General features: G+C 70.7%; 13 protein-coding genes and 2 pseudogenes. 9 read left to right on the top strand and 6 right to left on the bottom strand.

Annotated elements, in window-relative coordinates:
* The first annotated feature begins 3 nt into the window (after positions 1–3).
* Positions 4–270 carry an acyl carrier protein gene (locus JMF97_RS10530; protein WP_203221373.1) on the top strand — a complete coding sequence of 89 codons (267 nt, stop codon included), beginning with the start codon at positions 4–6 and terminating at the stop codon, positions 268–270.
* Between the two features lie 171 nt (positions 271–441).
* Positions 442–1,113, top strand: coding sequence for a hypothetical protein (locus JMF97_RS10525; protein WP_203221372.1), 672 nt, complete (start codon positions 442–444; stop codon positions 1,111–1,113).
* Positions 1,114–1,310: 197 nt separating this feature from the next.
* Here JMF97_RS10525 and JMF97_RS10520 read toward each other — a convergent pair whose 3' ends face one another.
* Entirely contained in the window at positions 1,311–2,630 is a 1,320-nt protein-coding gene (locus JMF97_RS10520; protein ID WP_203221486.1) for an FAD-dependent oxidoreductase, read from the bottom strand.
* Between the two features lie 357 nt (positions 2,631–2,987).
* On the opposite strand from JMF97_RS10520, the pseudogene JMF97_RS31230 reads away from it, so the two are divergent.
* The 4 genes and pseudogenes from JMF97_RS31230 to JMF97_RS10505 form a co-directional block, all read left to right on the top strand.
* Positions 2,988–3,335, top strand: a pseudogene (locus tag JMF97_RS31230) (ArsR/SmtB family transcription factor); the annotation flags it as partial.
* A 15-nt stretch (positions 3,336–3,350) separates the two neighbouring features.
* Positions 3,351–3,686 (top strand): ArsR/SmtB family transcription factor, encoded by a 336-nt coding sequence (locus tag JMF97_RS31225; protein WP_307816875.1) that lies wholly within the window; start codon positions 3,351–3,353, stop codon positions 3,684–3,686.
* A gap of 1 nt (position 3,687) precedes the next feature.
* A complete protein-coding gene (gene arsB / locus JMF97_RS10510) occupies positions 3,688–4,827 on the top strand; it encodes an ACR3 family arsenite efflux transporter (protein WP_203221370.1) in 1,140 nt (379 codons plus the stop codon).
* A gap of 122 nt (positions 4,828–4,949) precedes the next feature.
* Positions 4,950–5,303: an arsenate reductase ArsC gene (locus JMF97_RS10505; protein WP_238359193.1), complete on the top strand. Its 354-nt coding sequence runs from the start codon at positions 4,950–4,952 to the stop codon at positions 5,301–5,303.
* Positions 5,304–5,412: 109 nt separating this feature from the next.
* On the opposite strand, the gene JMF97_RS10500 is transcribed toward JMF97_RS10505, so the two are convergent.
* The 4 genes and pseudogenes from JMF97_RS10500 to JMF97_RS10490 all read right to left on the bottom strand — a co-directional run bounded on the left by JMF97_RS10500 (position 5,413) and on the right by JMF97_RS10490 (position 8,932).
* The gene (locus tag JMF97_RS10500; protein ID WP_438803750.1) at positions 5,413–6,972 is read right to left on the bottom strand and encodes a CotH kinase family protein; all 1,560 of its coding nucleotides are present in this window, start codon (positions 6,970–6,972) and stop codon (positions 5,413–5,415) included.
* A 129-nt stretch (positions 6,973–7,101) separates the two neighbouring features.
* Positions 7,102–7,305, bottom strand: a pseudogene (locus JMF97_RS32325) (chitobiase/beta-hexosaminidase C-terminal domain-containing protein); the annotation flags it as partial.
* 197 nt (positions 7,306–7,502) lie between these two features.
* Complete coding sequence (locus tag JMF97_RS10495) at positions 7,503–8,330, bottom strand: polyphosphate polymerase domain-containing protein (RefSeq protein ID WP_203221367.1); 828 nt, start codon at positions 8,328–8,330, stop codon at positions 7,503–7,505.
* Positions 8,327–8,932 carry a DUF4956 domain-containing protein gene (locus JMF97_RS10490; protein WP_203221366.1) on the bottom strand — a complete coding sequence of 202 codons (606 nt, stop codon included), beginning with the start codon at positions 8,930–8,932 and terminating at the stop codon, positions 8,327–8,329. Before JMF97_RS10490 ends, JMF97_RS10495 begins: the two co-directional genes overlap by 4 nt.
* A gap of 413 nt (positions 8,933–9,345) precedes the next feature.
* Between JMF97_RS10490 and JMF97_RS31215 the strand changes: the two genes are divergently transcribed.
* The 3 genes from JMF97_RS31215 (at position 9,346) to JMF97_RS10475 (ending at position 13,148) form a co-directional block, all read left to right on the top strand.
* Positions 9,346–10,980, top strand: a complete 1,635-nt coding sequence (locus JMF97_RS31215) for a glucuronyl esterase domain-containing protein (RefSeq protein ID WP_307816854.1) — start codon at positions 9,346–9,348, stop codon at positions 10,978–10,980.
* Positions 10,981–11,224: 244 nt separating this feature from the next.
* On the top strand, positions 11,225–12,592 hold the full coding sequence (locus JMF97_RS10480; protein WP_203221365.1) for an endo-1,4-beta-xylanase: 1,368 nt from the start codon (positions 11,225–11,227) through the stop codon (positions 12,590–12,592).
* A gap of 163 nt (positions 12,593–12,755) precedes the next feature.
* Positions 12,756–13,148: a YybH family protein gene (locus JMF97_RS10475; protein ID WP_203221364.1), complete on the top strand. Its 393-nt coding sequence runs from the start codon at positions 12,756–12,758 to the stop codon at positions 13,146–13,148.
* A gap of 124 nt (positions 13,149–13,272) precedes the next feature.
* On the opposite strand, the gene JMF97_RS10470 is transcribed toward JMF97_RS10475, so the two are convergent.
* Complete coding sequence (locus JMF97_RS10470) at positions 13,273–14,832, bottom strand: glycoside hydrolase family 43 protein (RefSeq protein ID WP_203221363.1); 1,560 nt, start codon at positions 14,830–14,832, stop codon at positions 13,273–13,275.

Raw genomic sequence — 14,832 nt, 5'->3', positions numbered from 1 at the left:
GACATGGATGACACTGAACTGCGCCAGCGGGTCGCGGCACTGGTGGGCGAGGCCACGGCGGGCGAGGTTGCGGCGGCCGACGTACTGGCCGGCGACTCCCTGATCGCCCTCGGCGTCGACTCGCTCGCCCTGCTGCGCCTGGTCGACGCGATCGAGCTGGAGTACGGCGTCGAGATCGACCTGAACGGTGGACCACCCCTGGATACCCTCGACGACCTGGTGGCCCTGCTGACCGCCACCCGCCCGTCGCCCGCCGCCGACCAGGCCTGACCGGCTGCCCGGGGTTGGGCGCCGCCGTATCGCCGATATGGCGGCATCAGCTGGGGCGGGATACCGCCATTGCGGCGTAACGGCGATCTCCGGCCGGAGGTCGATGACCGTCTCGGTCGGCGGCAGGTGCGCTAATCTCCCAGCCAGATGGTCGTCGATGCGAGGAGCGTGATGTCCCCCAAGACCGGAAGGCCCTCCTACCTGCTCGATCCGCCCGCCCGCAAGGCCTCTGCCCGGACCCGCCTGGTCGCCGGCATCGCCGCGGCGGCGCTGGCCACCGGCCTGCTCGGCGGGCTGATCGGCTACTCCGTGGGACGGCCGAGCGAGACCGAGGCGAGCATCGCGCGGCTGCAGAAGGCCGACGCCGAGCGCGACGCGCAGCAGATCATCGAGCTCACCGACCTGGCCCACCGGACCGGAGACGAGCTGTCACCCATCCTCACGGCCATCCGGCAGGCGTCGGACGCCGGCCGACCGCCCGAGGCGGCGCAGGTCGGCCAGTGGCAGCAGACCATGCGGCAGCTGACCGAGCGGTTCGCCGACCCGCCGTCGGGTACGACCGCCACCAACGTCGCCCGTGGCGGGCTGCGCAGCGCGGTGGAACAGGCCGCCATCGCTGTCGACACGCTCGCCCTGGCCGCTGCCGCGGACGCGGCCGACGAACGGCTGGCGCTGGCCGCGCGGCAGGCGGCCGTCGCCGTGACCACCTGGTCGGTGGCCGCCACCCAACTCGACCAGATCAACATCGACGCCGGGCAGGGCCACCGACACGTACACCTGGACACCGGCGGCGCGGACGGCGCACTGACGCCCGACGGCGCGGCCGAGGGCCACGGCGGCTGATCCACCGTCGGCCCACTTCCGGGTTGCGGCGGCCGTGGGTGCCGCGGTCCGCAGCCCTGCCGCAGCCCCACACCCGGATCCCCCGCCGGTATCGGTCCGGCGGGGGATCCGGGCGGCCTGACTCTGGCAGTTGGCTTCTTCGCGGGCCGGGCCGGCGGAACGACCGCTCCGGCTCGGCCGGGTAGTGGGGCGGTTGGTCACCCCCCGCAGCAGTTGCCCCCGGCGGAGACGGTGACCAGACCGAGTTCGGCGCGCGGCAGGTCCACGCTTGGGGTGGCGGAGCAGACGCCGGTCTCGGGCAGGTCGAGCTGCACGTCACGGGCGGCGACCCAGTCCCCGGCGAGCGCCGCGGCGATGGAGCGGACCTGCTCGTAGCCGGTGGCCATCAGGAAGGTCGGGGCGCGACCGTAGGACTTCATGCCGACGGCGAAGTAGCCGGGTTCGGGTTGGGTGAGTTCGTCGACGCCGTGCGGGCGGACGGTGCCACAGGAATGGTCGTTCGGGTCGATCAGTGGGGCGAGGGCCCGGGTGCAGCCCAGCACGGGATCGAGGTCGAGGCGCAGTTCGGTGGCGATGCGGTGGTCGGGTCGGAAGCCGGTGGCGGCGATGATCCGGTCGGCGGTCACCGTACGCCCGTCGGCGGCGGTCAACTGGATGTGCCCGTCGACGGCGGTGACGGCGTGCACCGCGAAGCCGGTGACCAACCGGACCCGACCGGAGTCGACGAGCAGTTTGACTCCGGTGCCCAGCGCCCCCCGGCCGGGGAGCGCGTCGGCGTCCCCGCCGCCGATCGCCCGGTCGATGGAACCGCTCCGGGTGGCCCAGGTGACGGTCGTGCCGGGTTCCTGTGCCGCCAGTTCGGCGAGCGCGAGCAGGGTGTTCGCGGCGGAGTGTCCCGCGCCGACGACGACGATGTGCCGGCCGGCGTACCGGTCACGGTCGACGCCGAGCACGTCGGGCAGCGCCGGGTCGACGAACGTCCTGGTCTGCGGGTCGGTCTCGCCGTGCGCGGGCAGTCCGTTGGCGCCGAGCACGTTCGGGGTGCGCCAGGTGCCGGAGGCGTCGACGACTGCGGCGGCGAGGACGTCCTCGCCGGTGTCCAGGCGTACGACGAACGGCGCCTGCTCTCGGCCGGCGGTCCGGACCCGGTCGACGCCGACCCGGCCGATCGCCACGACCGGGGCATCGTAGCGGACGTGCGGGACGATCTGCGGCAGCGTCGCCAGCGGCCGCAGGTAGGCCTCGACCAGCTCCGCGCCGGTGGGCAGCAGATCGGGGTCGGGGCCGACCCAGCCGGCGGCTTCCAGCAGCCGCCGGGCGGCGTGGTCGACGTTGTACCGCCACGGCGAGAACAGCTGCACATGGCCCCACTCGGCCACGGCCGCTCCGGCCGAGGGCCCGGCTTCCAACACGGTGAAGGACAGCCCTCGCTCGTGCAGGTGGGCCGCCGCGGCCAACCCCACCGGCCCCGCGCCGATCACCACGACCGGGTACGGCCCGTCGACCCGCCCGGCCATCGCAGTCGTCGCGCTCACATCAGGTGTGACTGATGTGTCGCCCGGAGCGCAGCAGCCCGCGTCCGCCGCGGCGTTCTCGTCCGGGCCGCAGCCGGTGTCGGCCTGTCCGGCGTTCGTATCGGTACCGCAGCATGCTGCGGTGGCCTGCTCCTCGCTCATGATCACGACTTCCTCTGCTTGTTGACGTGGGCGGACGCGCATCGCCGGGCGTCGCGTCCGGCGACCGGGTGATCCGTTCGACGGCCGTGGCAGTGCCCCGGATTCCGGCGCATCAGCGGTAATCGATCAGTTGCTCGAAACCTGTCGAACCGGTGCCCCAACCTTGCATCCTGGCTAGACGACTGTCAAGCTAGACGCATGTCGGTCCTTCCCGTACTGGACGCCGCGGCGGGCTGCTGCCCGCCGCTGGCCGTGCAGCCGCTCACGCCACCGGTCGCCGGCGAACTGGCGCCGCTGTTCAAGGCCCTCGGTGACCCGGTCAGACTGCGGTTGTTGTCGCTGATCGCCTCCAGCACCGAGGTGTGCGTCTGCGAGCTGACCGAGGCCTTCGACGTCACCGGCGCGACCATCTCGCATCATCTGCGGGTGTTGCGCGAGTCCGGCCTGGTCGACAGTGAACGCCGAGGCACCTGGGTCTACTACTGGGTCCGCCGGGAGGCCCTTGACCTGCTCGGCAACCTGCTGACCGGCAGCACCGACACGCCGAGCCGGGTCGCACCGGTGCAGGTGCGACCCGAAACGGATCAGCAGCCGCTGATATCAGCCAATCCTGATGTGGTGCGGCTGTTGGCGGATCCGCTGCGGGCGCGGATCGTGCAGATCCTCGCCGACGGCCCGGCGACCACGTCGCACCTGGTCGTAAACACCGCAGCGAAGCAGCCCAACGTGTCCGGACACCTCAAGCTGCTGCGCGAGGCCGGCGTGGTGACCGCCGAGCCACGCGGACGCTTCACCTACTACCGACTTGTCCCGGACGTCCTGCAGGGTGCGGCGCTGCACCTGGCCGACCTCGCCGCGCAGGCCCGGACCCACTCCGAGAACTTCCGGACCTGCTGACGTGACGACCACCCCGGCCGGCGCGACACCGCCGGCAGTCGTCGCGCGGCTGTCGCGCCTCGACCGCTTCCTCCCGCTGTGGATCGGTCTGGCCATGGCCGTCGGCCTGCTGCTGGGCCGACTCGTCCCCGGTCTGAACACCGCCCTGGACGCGGTCACGATCGGCGGGATCTCCCTGCCGATCGCCCTCGGTCTGCTCATCATGATGTACCCGGTGCTGGCCAGGGTCCGCTACGACCGGCTCGACTCGGTCACCGGCGACCGCCGGCTGCTGCTCTCCTCGTTGCTGCTCAACTGGGTCCTCGGCCCGGCTCTCATGTTCGCCCTCGCCTGGATCTTCCTCGCCGAGCACGCCGAGTACCGCACCGGCCTGATCATCGTCGGTCTCGCCCGCTGCATCGCCATGGTCATCATCTGGAACGACCTGGCCTGCGGCGACCGCGAAGCCGCCGCCGTCCTCGTCGCCCTCAACTCGGTGTTCCAGGTCCTCGCGTTCGGCCTGCTCGGCTGGTTCTACCTGTCCGTGCTGCCGAGTTGGCTCAACCTCAGCGACGCGCAGTTGCAGGTCTCCGGCTGGGACATCGCGGTCAACGTGCTGATCTTCCTCGGCATCCCGCTGCTCGCCGGCTACCTCACCCGGCGTCTCGGCGAACGCGCGAAGGGCCGCACCTGGTACGAAAGCCGCTTCCTGCCGAAGATCGGCCCGGTCGCCCTCTACGGGCTGCTGTTCACCATCGTCATCCTGTTCGCGCTCCAGGGCGACGCCATCACCTCGCAGCCCTGGGATGTCGTACTGATCGCGGTGCCGCTGCTGGTGTACTTCGCGGTCATGTGGGCCGGCGCGTACGCCCTCGGCCGGGCCATCGGCCTGACCTACGCGCGCACCACCACCCTCGCGTTCACCGCCGCCGGGAACAACTTCGAGCTGGCCATCGCGGTGGCCGTCGGCACGTTCGGCGTCACCAGCGGCCAGGCGCTGGCCGGCGTCGTCGGCCCGCTCATCGAGGTTCCGGTGCTGGTCGCCCTGGTCTACGTCAGCCTCGCCCTGCGCCGACGCCTGTTCCCGGCCGAGATCACGACCACCGCGCGGCACGATCCTGCACCGGATGTTGTCCGATCCGGCATGCCTCGCCGGCGATGATTTGGCCGTGCCAGGGCCTCGGCACCCCGAACCGACCCCACCGAGCGAGAAGGAACAGCTCCGTGTCCGACGACAAGCCCAGCGTCCTGTTCGTCTGCGTGCACAACGCCGGCCGCTCCCAGATGGCCGCCGGCTGGCTGCGTCACCTCGCCGGTGACACCGTCGAGGTCCGCTCCGCCGGGTCCGCCCCGGCCGAGACCATCAACCCCGCCGCCGTCGAGGCCATGCGCGAGGTCGGCATCGACATCACCGACCAGACGCCCCGGCTCCTGGCGTACGACACCGTCGAAGCCTCCGACGTCGTCATCACCATGGGCTGCGGTGACATCTGCCCCGCCTTCCCCGGCAAGCGTTACGAGGACTGGCAGCTCGACGACCCGGCCGGCAAGGGCGTCGAGGCCGTACGCCCCATCCGCGACGCGATCAGAACCCGCGTCGAGACACTGCTCGCCGACCTCCTGCCGACGACTCCCTGAAGCCCGGCACGGCTCACGGCTGGTGCCGGCACCGGGACACCGCTTGGTTCACAGGTGGTCCCGGCACCGGGGCGCGGCGCTGCTCCGGTGCCGGGAACGTACCGGTCGGTCAGCTTGTCGTGCAGCGCAGGCTCGGCGCGGTGTTCGTGCCGGCGAATGTGCCGAGGAAGCCGAACGTGGTGCTGGCGCCCGCGGCCAGGGTGCCGTTGTAGCTGACGTTGCGGGCGGTGACCGCCGACCCCTGGCTGGTGACGGTCGCGTTCCACGCCTGGCTGATCGTCTGCCCGTTGGCGAAGGTCCAGGTCACCGTCCAGTTGCCGATCGCGGCCGGGCCGGCGGTGACCCGTACCTCGGCCTGGAAGCCACCGGTCCACTGGTTGGTCACCGCGTACGTCGCTGTGCAGGCGTCACCGCCCGGCGGCGGGGTGGTCGGGCCCGGCGGTGGGGTGGTGGGCCCGGGGGTCGGGGTGGTCGGTGGGGGAGTGGTGGTGGGGCCACCCCAACCGGCGGTCGAGTCCAGCCAGGCGGCGCGGCGCAGCATCCAGTCCCGCAGGTACTGCACCTGTCCCTGCCAGGTGGGTGCGGTCGGGGTGATGAACGGGCCGATCATCCGGGTGCTCAGGTTGGGCCAGCGTTGGAAGTTGCGCTGCGCCGCGTTGGTCAGCGGCGCGCTGAGCGCGTTGAGGCGGGACTGCAACGCCGCGTCGGACAGCGGGCCGCGGCGCAGCGTCTGCCAGCGCAGCCGGACCTGGTTGACGAAGGCCGGATCGCGCAGCAGTTGCGTGAACCAGTCGTTGGCCAGCGGCTGCCGGCCCTGCTGATGCTGCCAGCCGGAGGTCTGGTCGTTGGCGAAGTAGCCACCCACCCCGAAGCTGAGGTCGTAGTCCCACAGCGGCCCGGCGAAGATCTTGGTGTCCCGGTCCTTGTAGAAGTACGCGCTGCGGACGTAGGAGTCCATCTCCCGGCTCAACTCGTTGACGATGAGCTGGTCGATGAAGGAGTCCACGTCGATGTACGCGCGATAACCGGTCGTCGGGTCGGCGAAGTTCGGTGCCCGCAGCACGTTGTGGAACTCCTGGATGTGGTTGCGCAGCCAGTCCCGCTGCTCCGGTTGCAGCGGGGACGGGTCGGCGACCTCCAGGTAGTTCCAGCAGGTGGCGGCGGGACCGGTGCACGGCAGGGTCGGCTCCTCGGCGGCCATCCACTCGAACTTGAAGATGTAGCCGCCGGTGATCCTCGGCAGTGTCCGGTCGTCGGCGCGCAACTGCTTGAGGTCGAGCCGGTTCTTCGAGTTCTTGATCGTCTCGACGATCATGTAGACGCCCATGTAGTCGTCGGCGCCGACCGGCCCGGCGTCGGTGTTGAGGTAGAACTCCGCGAAGGCGTACCGGGGGGCGGGCAGGCCCATCTCCCGACCCAGGTCGTAGACGAACGCCTCCCGGATCAGCGCCTTATCGGTGAACGGGCCGCGCAGCACCCAGTCCGAGTCGGCGGGCATGCCCAGCACCGGATAATCGGCGTCATCGTCGTCGTTGTCCCAGAACTCGATCCGGTACGGCGTCTTGTCGAAGCTCGACGACGACTGCCCGCGCAGCCGGAACCCGGCGCGGGTCGCCACGGTGGGCGCGGCGGCCAGCGAGGTGCTGCCCCCACCGGGCTCGAAGATCATGGTGGCGGCGTCGAAGTAGTCCCGCTGGGGACGCCCGGCCCCGTACGAGTCGATCAGGATCACCGGCAGGTCGTGGGCGGTGGTGGTGTTGCGGGCGACGTACATGGCGGTGCCGGGCGCGCCGGTGGCGGTCTGCCCGACGAAGGACTGGGCGCGCAGTTGGGTGGTCCGGGTCAACCGCAGCGGCGTGCCGGAGTACACCGACGACGCGGCGGTGGGCAGCCGACCGTCGGTGGTGTAGCGGATCTGCGCGCCGCCGACGGTGGTGCCCAGCGACACCGTGACCTCGCCGGCGAAGGTGCCGCTGGGTACGGAGAAGGTGATGTCACCCACCAGCTCGTCGGCGGCGGTGGCCGCGACGGTGTCGGCCGTGGACCGGGCGGTCGCGGAACGGTCGCTGATGCCGGCGGTGGCGGGTTCGGCGCCGGCCGGTGGCGGTGCCGGCACGAGGAGTCCGGCGACCAGCACGGCGGCGGCGACGACGCCGATGGCTCGCACCGGGGTGGCCACGATGCGTGTGCTGCGGAGTGTCAGACGCACGATGCCTCCTGCTCTGATCGAGGGGTGGTGATGAACGGTGCCGTGCCCGCCGGCGGTGCGTTGTCCCGGAAGTGGCGGCGCAGCGTCCGTCGCCACGGTGAATCCGGCAGGTCCGGGCGCAGGGCGGCCAGCCCGGTGGCGTACTTGGAGATGCGCACGGGTCGCCTGCCCTGCTGCCACAGCAGTCGATCGACTGGTGAGGCGGCCCGGCTGGTCTTGGTCTCGACCACGGCGAGGTCGGGCAGCCGCAGCGTCCGGTCGCCGTCCTGCCAGGTCAGTTCGGTGTCGACGGTGACCCGGCTGGCGGTGGCGGGCAGCAGCAGGGTCACCCGCCGGTAGGTGGTCACCAACACCGGCGCCAGCGCGCTGTCGGTGGGCGCACAGACCGCCTCGCGCTCCAGGACCTCCTGTACGAAGGCACGACCGGGATGCACGGTGGCACGGTCCTGTGGCCGGTAGGGCAACCGGTGCTTGGTGATGCTGCCCCGCGCTCCACTGAGCTTGACTTCCAGCCAGCACTGCGCCGAGTCCAGATAGCTGCGGGTGCGGACCTTGAAGCGTCTGCGCCGCCGGTAGGCCGCGCAGTGGTAGCTGGCCAGCCGCGGGGTGTCGAAGTACACCGACTCGTAGCGGAACGCGCGGGCGCCGTCGATGTCCAACACCCGGGCGTACGCGGACAGCTGTGCCAGCAAGGGCGGCAGCTCGTCGAGGGGTACGACGTACTTGCGGTCGACGCGGGTCTGCAGGGCGGCCTGGTCGATGAGTTCGGTCAATCCGACCGGCGCGAGTCCCGCCACGGACGAGGTGATCGGGGTCATCGACCCGCTCCCGCCTGCGCCGGCCTACCGGCCGCGACCGGAGCGCCACCCCGGCCCCGCACCGAGTACCGCACGTCGACCAGGGTGGTCTCGTTGACCAGGTCGAGTCGCTGCACGGTGGCGGTGTGCACCCGGGCGCCGAGCAGCTGCTCCAGCTGGGCGACGAGCGTGACCTGGTCGGTGACGGCGGAGTCGAGCACGATGATCTGGTGCCGGTAGTGGCGCAGCAGCCGGGGATGGTCGCCGAGGAACATCACCACGAGGATGAGACCCATGAGTCCGCCGCTGAGCCAGACCGAGGTGGTGCTCAGCGCGCCGAGGATGCCCAGGGCCAGCGCGGAGAAGTAGTAGGCCACCTCGTGCTGGTCGAGCTCCGTCGACCGCAGCCGGATGATCGACAGTACGCCGAACAGCGCCAACCCCAACCCGAGTCCCGCACCGACATTGCTGGCGCTCAGCGCGCTGGCGACGGCGAGGACACCGACGTTGACGCCCAGATAGGCGACCACGAGATCGCGGCGACGGTGGCGCGGAAAGTAGAGCCCGAAGACGAGCAGCACCACCGCGCAGATGTCGATTGCGAACAGGACGAGCTGCGGCATCTCGTTCGTTCCTCCTGGGTCGCCGCCGCGCCGGCCGGGCGCCGTTCACGCGGTCCCGCGACCCGTGGACGAGCAGCCGAACGCAGCCGAAACTTCCGGTAAACTTGCGGGAAACTTGCGAGAATAGTAGCCATTGCATTGAGCAGGGTCAATCACTGTTCCACTCGCGTACGCCGAATGCGTCGCGCCGCATCGGTGTGCCCACTGCCAGGGACAACGCTTCCGTCCATTGCGGGTTACGGATGATCTCGCGGCCTGTGGATCAGCTGCCGTACGCATCGGAGAGATCCGGTTCCGAAATTTTACCGAAACATATTGACATCTATCGTTCCCTGGACGGAAACTCGCCAGACATGCATCGATGTACACCGATCAAAGCTGCCGCGTGACTCCGCCTTCTAAGGAGACCTTCGGTGATCAAGCGCACGGGTCGCCCCGCGTTCCAGTGGACGGTCGCCCTGGTGGCGGCGCTGGTGGTCGCGGCATCGGTGACGGTGACGGCACACCATCGGATCGCCCAAGCCGCGGGCAGCGAGGTCCTGGTGGCCGCGTCCGTGGAGGACGAGGGTGCCGACTGTCCCGTGACCAACCCCGGTCAGCTGACCGCGAACCCGAGACTGCCCGATCCGTTCCGCCGGATCGACAACACCCGGATCTCCACGAAATCGGACTGGCGCTGCCTGCGCGCGCAAACCAAATGGTTGGCGCAGCGGTACGTCTACGGCGAAAAGCCGGGCAGACCGCAGACAGTGTCGGGCACGGTCACGAACACCAGCATCACCGTGAACGTCACCGACAACGGCCGCAGCGCCAGTTTCTCCGCGAGCGTGCAACTGCCCAGCGGCACCGGGCCGTTCCCGGCCGTCGTCGTCCTGGGTGGACTCGGCGTCGACACGGCCACCATCAGGGCAGCCGGCGCCGCCGTCATCAACTACGACCCGCTCGTCGTGGGACGGGAGGGCACGCCGCGCAACAACAAGCAGGGAGCCTTCTACAGCATCTACGGCTCCTCCGGTGGCACCGGGCTGCTCGCCGCCTGGGCCTGGGGAGTGAGCCGGATCATCGACGTTCTCGAACAGTCGCGGGGCATCCTCCGCGCGGACGCGACGGGCGTCACCGGCTGTTCCCGGTACGGCAAGGGCGCCCTCGTCACCGGCGCGCTCGACCAGCGCATCGCGCTGACCATGCCGATCGAGTCGGGCTCCGCCGGTACTCCGATCTTCCGCGGCATCCCCGGTGAATCGGGCGCGCAGCCGTTGAGCAGCGCGTACGGCGAACAGCCCTGGCTCGGTGACGCCTTCGGCTCGTTCACCGGCAACCCCGCTAACCTGCCGGTGGACACCCATCAGACGCTGGCCCTGGTGGCACCGCGCGGACTGTTCATCATGGACAACCCGCACATCGACTGGCTGGCCGCCCGCTCCAGCAGCGTGGCCGCCCTGGGTGGCGCCGAGGTCTACCGGGCGCTCGGCGCGGCGGACAACATCACCTACTGGTCCGACGTACAGGACGGCACGCACTGTGCCAGCAGGTCCGAGTGGCGGGCCCCGCTGACACAGCACATCCAGAAGTTCCTGCACAAGACGGGCAGCAGTACCGGAGCGTTCCGGATCTCCAGCCGCAAGGCCGGCAACCTCGCCGAATGGCGGGACTGGCAGACCCCCACCCTCGCCGACGGCCCGACGACCCCGCCTCCGGCCACCACGCCGCCTCCGGCCACCACGCCGCCTCCGGCCACCACGCCGCCTCCGGCTGGTGGGGGTTGCACGGCGACGGCGTCGATCAACCAGTGGAACGGTGGCTTCGTCGCCACGGTACGGGTCACCGCCGGCTCCGCGTCGCTCAACGGCTGGACGGTGACGGTACCGTTGCCGCCCGGTGCCAGCGTCACGAACGCCTGGAACGCCACGCCCAGCGGCAGCAGCGGCACCGTCGTCTTCACAAACGTCGGCTACAACGGATCGGTCGCCGCGGGCCAGTCGACGGAGTTCGGCTTCCAGGGCTCCGGCACGGGTACCGGACTGTCCCCGACCTGCACCGCTCGGTAGTTTCCGGTTCCCCGCGCTCCTGCGCCACCTGGGTGCGAAGCGGCAGTCTTCGCACCCAGGATGAGGATGAGACTTCCGGAAAACTTCCGGAAGTCATTGACGTCCGTGAAACCGCATGGACATACTTCCGGCCAGCAAGGCCGATGCGATCCCTTTGTCAGGGAATCGCGGGCATCGTCCCTATCCCGCGAGTCCGGATTCATGCTGCCCGCACTCGGGCCACCGGACCCGGAAGGAGCATCAGATGAGCAAGGAATCCCGAGCACCCGGACGGCCGAGACGGCTGCGGGCGGCCCTGGCGCTGACTGCCGTGGGCCTGATGGCAGCGGCCGGCGCGGTGGTGCTGCCCGGCAACGCCAGCGCCGCCGAGACCACCCTCGGTGCCGCGGCAGCGCAGAGCGGACGCTATTTCGGCACCGCCGTCGCGGTGAACCGGCTCAACGACTCGGCGTACACGAACATCCTGAACCGCGAGTTCAACCAGGTCACCGCCGAGAACGAAATGAAGATCGACGCGCTCCAGCCGAACCAGGGGCAGTTCAACTGGGCCAACGGTGACCGGCTCGTCCAGCACGCCCGCAGCCGCAACATGCAGGTCCGGGGCCACACCCTGGCCTGGCACTCGCAGCAGCCGAGCTGGATGCAGAACATGTCCGGCCAACAGCTGCGCAACGCCATGCTCAACCACGTGACCCAGGTCGCCACCCACTACCGCGGCCAGATCGCCTGGTGGGACGTGGTGAACGAGGCGTTCGAGGACGGATCGAGCGGCGCCCGCCGCAACTCCAACCTGGAGCGCACCGGCAGCGACTGGATCGAGGCGGCCTTCCGCGCCGCGCGCGCCGCCGACCCGAACGCGCAGCTGTGTTACAACGACTACAACATCGACAACTGGAACGACGCCAAGACCCAGGCCGTCTACCGGATGGTGCGCGACTTCAAGCAGCGCGGTGTCCCGATCGACTGCGTCGGTCTCCAGTCGCACTTCACCGGCGGCTCGAACTACCCGAGCAACTACCGCACCACGCTGTCCAGCTTCGCCGCCCTCGGCGTCGACGTGCACATCACCGAGCTGGACATCCGCAACGCGCCGAGCGACGCGTACCGCAACACGGTCAACGACTGCCTCGCCGTCCCGCGCTGCAAGGGCATCACCGTCTGGGGCATCCGTGACTCCGACTCGTGGCGCTCCAACGAGAGCCCGCTGCTGTTCGACGGTGGCGGCAACAAGAAGGCCGCCTACAACGCCGTGCTCAACGCGCTGAACAGCGCCGCGCCCGGCGGCGGCGACCCGACCACCCCGCCGCCCGGCACCACCCCGCCGCCCACCAACCCCGGCGGCTGCACCGCGTCGATGACGCCCGGTCAGGTCTGGGGCGACCGCTACAACACCTCGGTGACCGTCAGCGGCGCCAGCACCTGGTCGGTGGTCGTCAACATCACCCCGCCGCAGCGCATCTCCGCCACCTGGAGCGGCAACCCCACCTGGGACGGCAGCGGCAACGTGATGACGATGCGCTCCAACGGCAGCGGCAACACGTTCGGCTTCACCACCATGATGAACGGCAACTCCTCGGCCCGACCGCAGATCGTGTCCTGCACCGCCGGCTGATTCACACCACCACCGGCCGTCGGCCGTGCGGGTTCTCCCGCACGGCCGACGGCTCGTCGCGTGCTCGTCGCCGTTTCGGCGATCCGGCGCTCTCCCGCCCGACCGGACACCGCCATCCCGCCGAAACACGCACCGGTCCACGGCACATGGCAGGCTGACAGCCATGGACAGGGAGCAGGTGACCGGCTGGATCGCGGCCTACGAGCGGGCCTGGCGTACGCCGGGGACGGAAGCGCTCACCGCGATCTTCACCGAGCAGGCGAGCTACCGGCAGGGGCCGTACCGGGAACCGGTCGTCGGTCTGCCGGCGATAGCCCGGATGTGGGAGGCCGAGCGGGACGGTCCGGACGAGGCGTTCGAGATGACCAGCGAGGTGGTCGCGGTCGAGGGCGACACCGCGGTGGCGCGGTTGGAGGTCCGCTACGGCGCCCCCGTCGACCAGGAGTACCGCGATCTGTGGATCATGCGGTTCGCCGCGGACGGGCGATGCGCATCCTTCGAGGAATGGCCCTTCTGGCCGCCGCAGCCGACCGCCATCCACCCCACCGAAAGCTGACGCGACACCGCCGCCCACGATCGTCACCCGCCGGGCAGGAACGCGGCCTCGGCGGGCACGCCGCCCTGCGCCGCGGGCGTCCGTCCGGCACACCGGAGGCGGACGCCCGCGAGCAGGGAGCGGGTCAGGAGCGGGCGCTCGGGTGGTAGTCGAACCAGTCGAAGGCCGCGCTGCCCTCGGTGACGTAGAGGCCGAACACCCGGCCGGTGAAACCGGCGGCGACCTCGGTGGACAGGTACCGCCCGTCGAGTTCGGCGAGGACCACCGGCCCGCCGTCGGTCAGCACCTCGAAGCTGACCGTGTCGCAGGCGGCGGGACGTACGCCGAAGGGGGTGCCGGGGGCCGCCACCTGGTCGGCGACGGTCACCGTCGGCGGCAGCAGATCGTCGGTACGGGTGGCGATGGTCAGGGTGACCGGGCCGGCCGGCACCGACAGCTCGCCGAAGACCTGCCGGAACGGCCCGACGCGGCCGATCACCTGCACCAGCCCGTCGGCGACCTCGATGCCGTAGTGGTGCGCCTCGTCGATGCGCAACGTCAGCCCGGCCCGACCCGCGCCGGGATCGACGTGCACGCTGGCCCGGCAGTCGTGGTGCTGCTGCCGGCGGGCGACCAGGGTGGCGCCGGAGCGGTCCAGGGTCGTACCGGCCGCGTGCAGGGTGAGCCAGCCCGGCCGCTCGGTCAACGACCAGCTGTCCTTCGGCCGCTCCCGGAGCGAGATCCACTCCGGCGCGAGCGCGTCGGTGGCGTCGAAGTCGTCCCGGTACGCCCCCGAGTCGCGGGGCGCGGCCAGGGCGGGCGGGCTGCCGGCCGGCGCGGCCATCGTCTCCTCGACCGGATCCACCACCGGCCAGCCGTCCACCCAGCGCACCGGCACCAGGAACGTCTCCCGGCCGAGCACGTGGTACGGCGGCCACTGGCCCTTGGCCCGGATGCCCAGCAGCACCATCCACCAGCTGCCGTCGGTGGCCTGCACCAGGTCGGCGTGGCCGGTGGCCTGCACCAGCCGATCGGTGCTGCGGTGGGTCAGGAACGGGTTGACCGGGCCGGGCTCGAACGGGCCCCGGATGCTGCGCGACCGGGCGATCGAGACGGCGTGCCCGGTGTGCGTACCGCCCTCGGAGACCAGCAGGTACCACCAGTCGCCGATCCGATACAGGTGCGGGGCCTCCGGGTACTGCCCGCCGGTGCCCGACCACATCGGCACCGGCCCCTCCAGCACCGTGCCGGTCTCCGGATCGATCCGGTACGACTCGACCCCCGACACGGTCAACCAGCAGTCCCCGTTGTCGTCCCAGGTCAGCGACGGGTCGATGTGCGGCACGTCGAGGTGGACCGGCTCCGACCACGGGCCGGCCGGGTCGGTGGCGGTGACCAGCAGGTGGCGGCCGGTGGTGACGTTTGTGGTGACCATGTAGAAGCGGCCGTCGTGGTGCCGGATGGTCGGGGCGTAGATGCCGGCGGAGGCGTGCGTGTCCGGCGGCAGTTCGAGTTGGCTCGGACGGTCGAGCACGTTGCCGATCTGCCGCCAGTTCACCAGGTCCCGGCTGTGGAAGATCGGTACGCCGGGGAAGTACTCGAAGCTGGAACAGACCAGGTAGTAGTCCTCGCCCACCCGGCACACGCTGGGATCGGGGTGGAAGCCGGGCACGACGGGGTTGCCGAAGGTGGCGGAATCGGTCAT

The sequence above is a fragment of the Micromonospora fiedleri genome (assembly GCF_016774385.1).
GTDB lineage: Bacteria > Actinomycetota > Actinomycetes > Mycobacteriales > Micromonosporaceae > Micromonospora > Micromonospora gifhornensis.
This window is presented reverse-complemented; position numbering and strand designations above follow the sequence as displayed.

Excerpts from the sequence above, each read along its gene's own strand:
- JMF97_RS10495 (WP_203221367.1), bottom strand. The coding sequence starts at position 8,330 with ATGACCCCGATCACCTCGTCCGTGGCGGGACTCGCGCCGGTCGGATTG.
- JMF97_RS10490 (WP_203221366.1), bottom strand. The coding sequence starts at position 8,932 with ATGCCGCAGCTCGTCCTGTTCGCAATCGACATCTGCGCGGTGGTGCTG.
- JMF97_RS10520 (WP_203221486.1), bottom strand. The coding sequence starts at position 2,630 with ATGGCCGGGCGGGTCGACGGGCCGTACCCGGTCGTGGTGATCGGCGCG.
- JMF97_RS10505 (WP_238359193.1), top strand. The coding sequence starts at position 4,950 with ATGGCCGCCGGCTGGCTGCGTCACCTCGCCGGTGACACCGTCGAGGTC.
- JMF97_RS10475 (WP_203221364.1), top strand. The coding sequence starts at position 12,756 with ATGGACAGGGAGCAGGTGACCGGCTGGATCGCGGCCTACGAGCGGGCC.
- JMF97_RS10525 (WP_203221372.1), top strand. The coding sequence starts at position 442 with ATGTCCCCCAAGACCGGAAGGCCCTCCTACCTGCTCGATCCGCCCGCC.
- JMF97_RS10500 (WP_438803750.1), bottom strand. The coding sequence starts at position 6,972 with ATGATCTTCGAGCCCGGTGGGGGCAGCACCTCGCTGGCCGCCGCGCCC.
- JMF97_RS10470 (WP_203221363.1), bottom strand. The coding sequence starts at position 14,832 with ATGACCGATTCCGCCACCTTCGGCAACCCCGTCGTGCCCGGCTTCCAC.
- JMF97_RS10530 (WP_203221373.1), top strand. The coding sequence starts at position 4 with ATGGATGACACTGAACTGCGCCAGCGGGTCGCGGCACTGGTGGGCGAG.
- JMF97_RS10480 (WP_203221365.1), top strand. The coding sequence starts at position 11,225 with ATGAGCAAGGAATCCCGAGCACCCGGACGGCCGAGACGGCTGCGGGCG.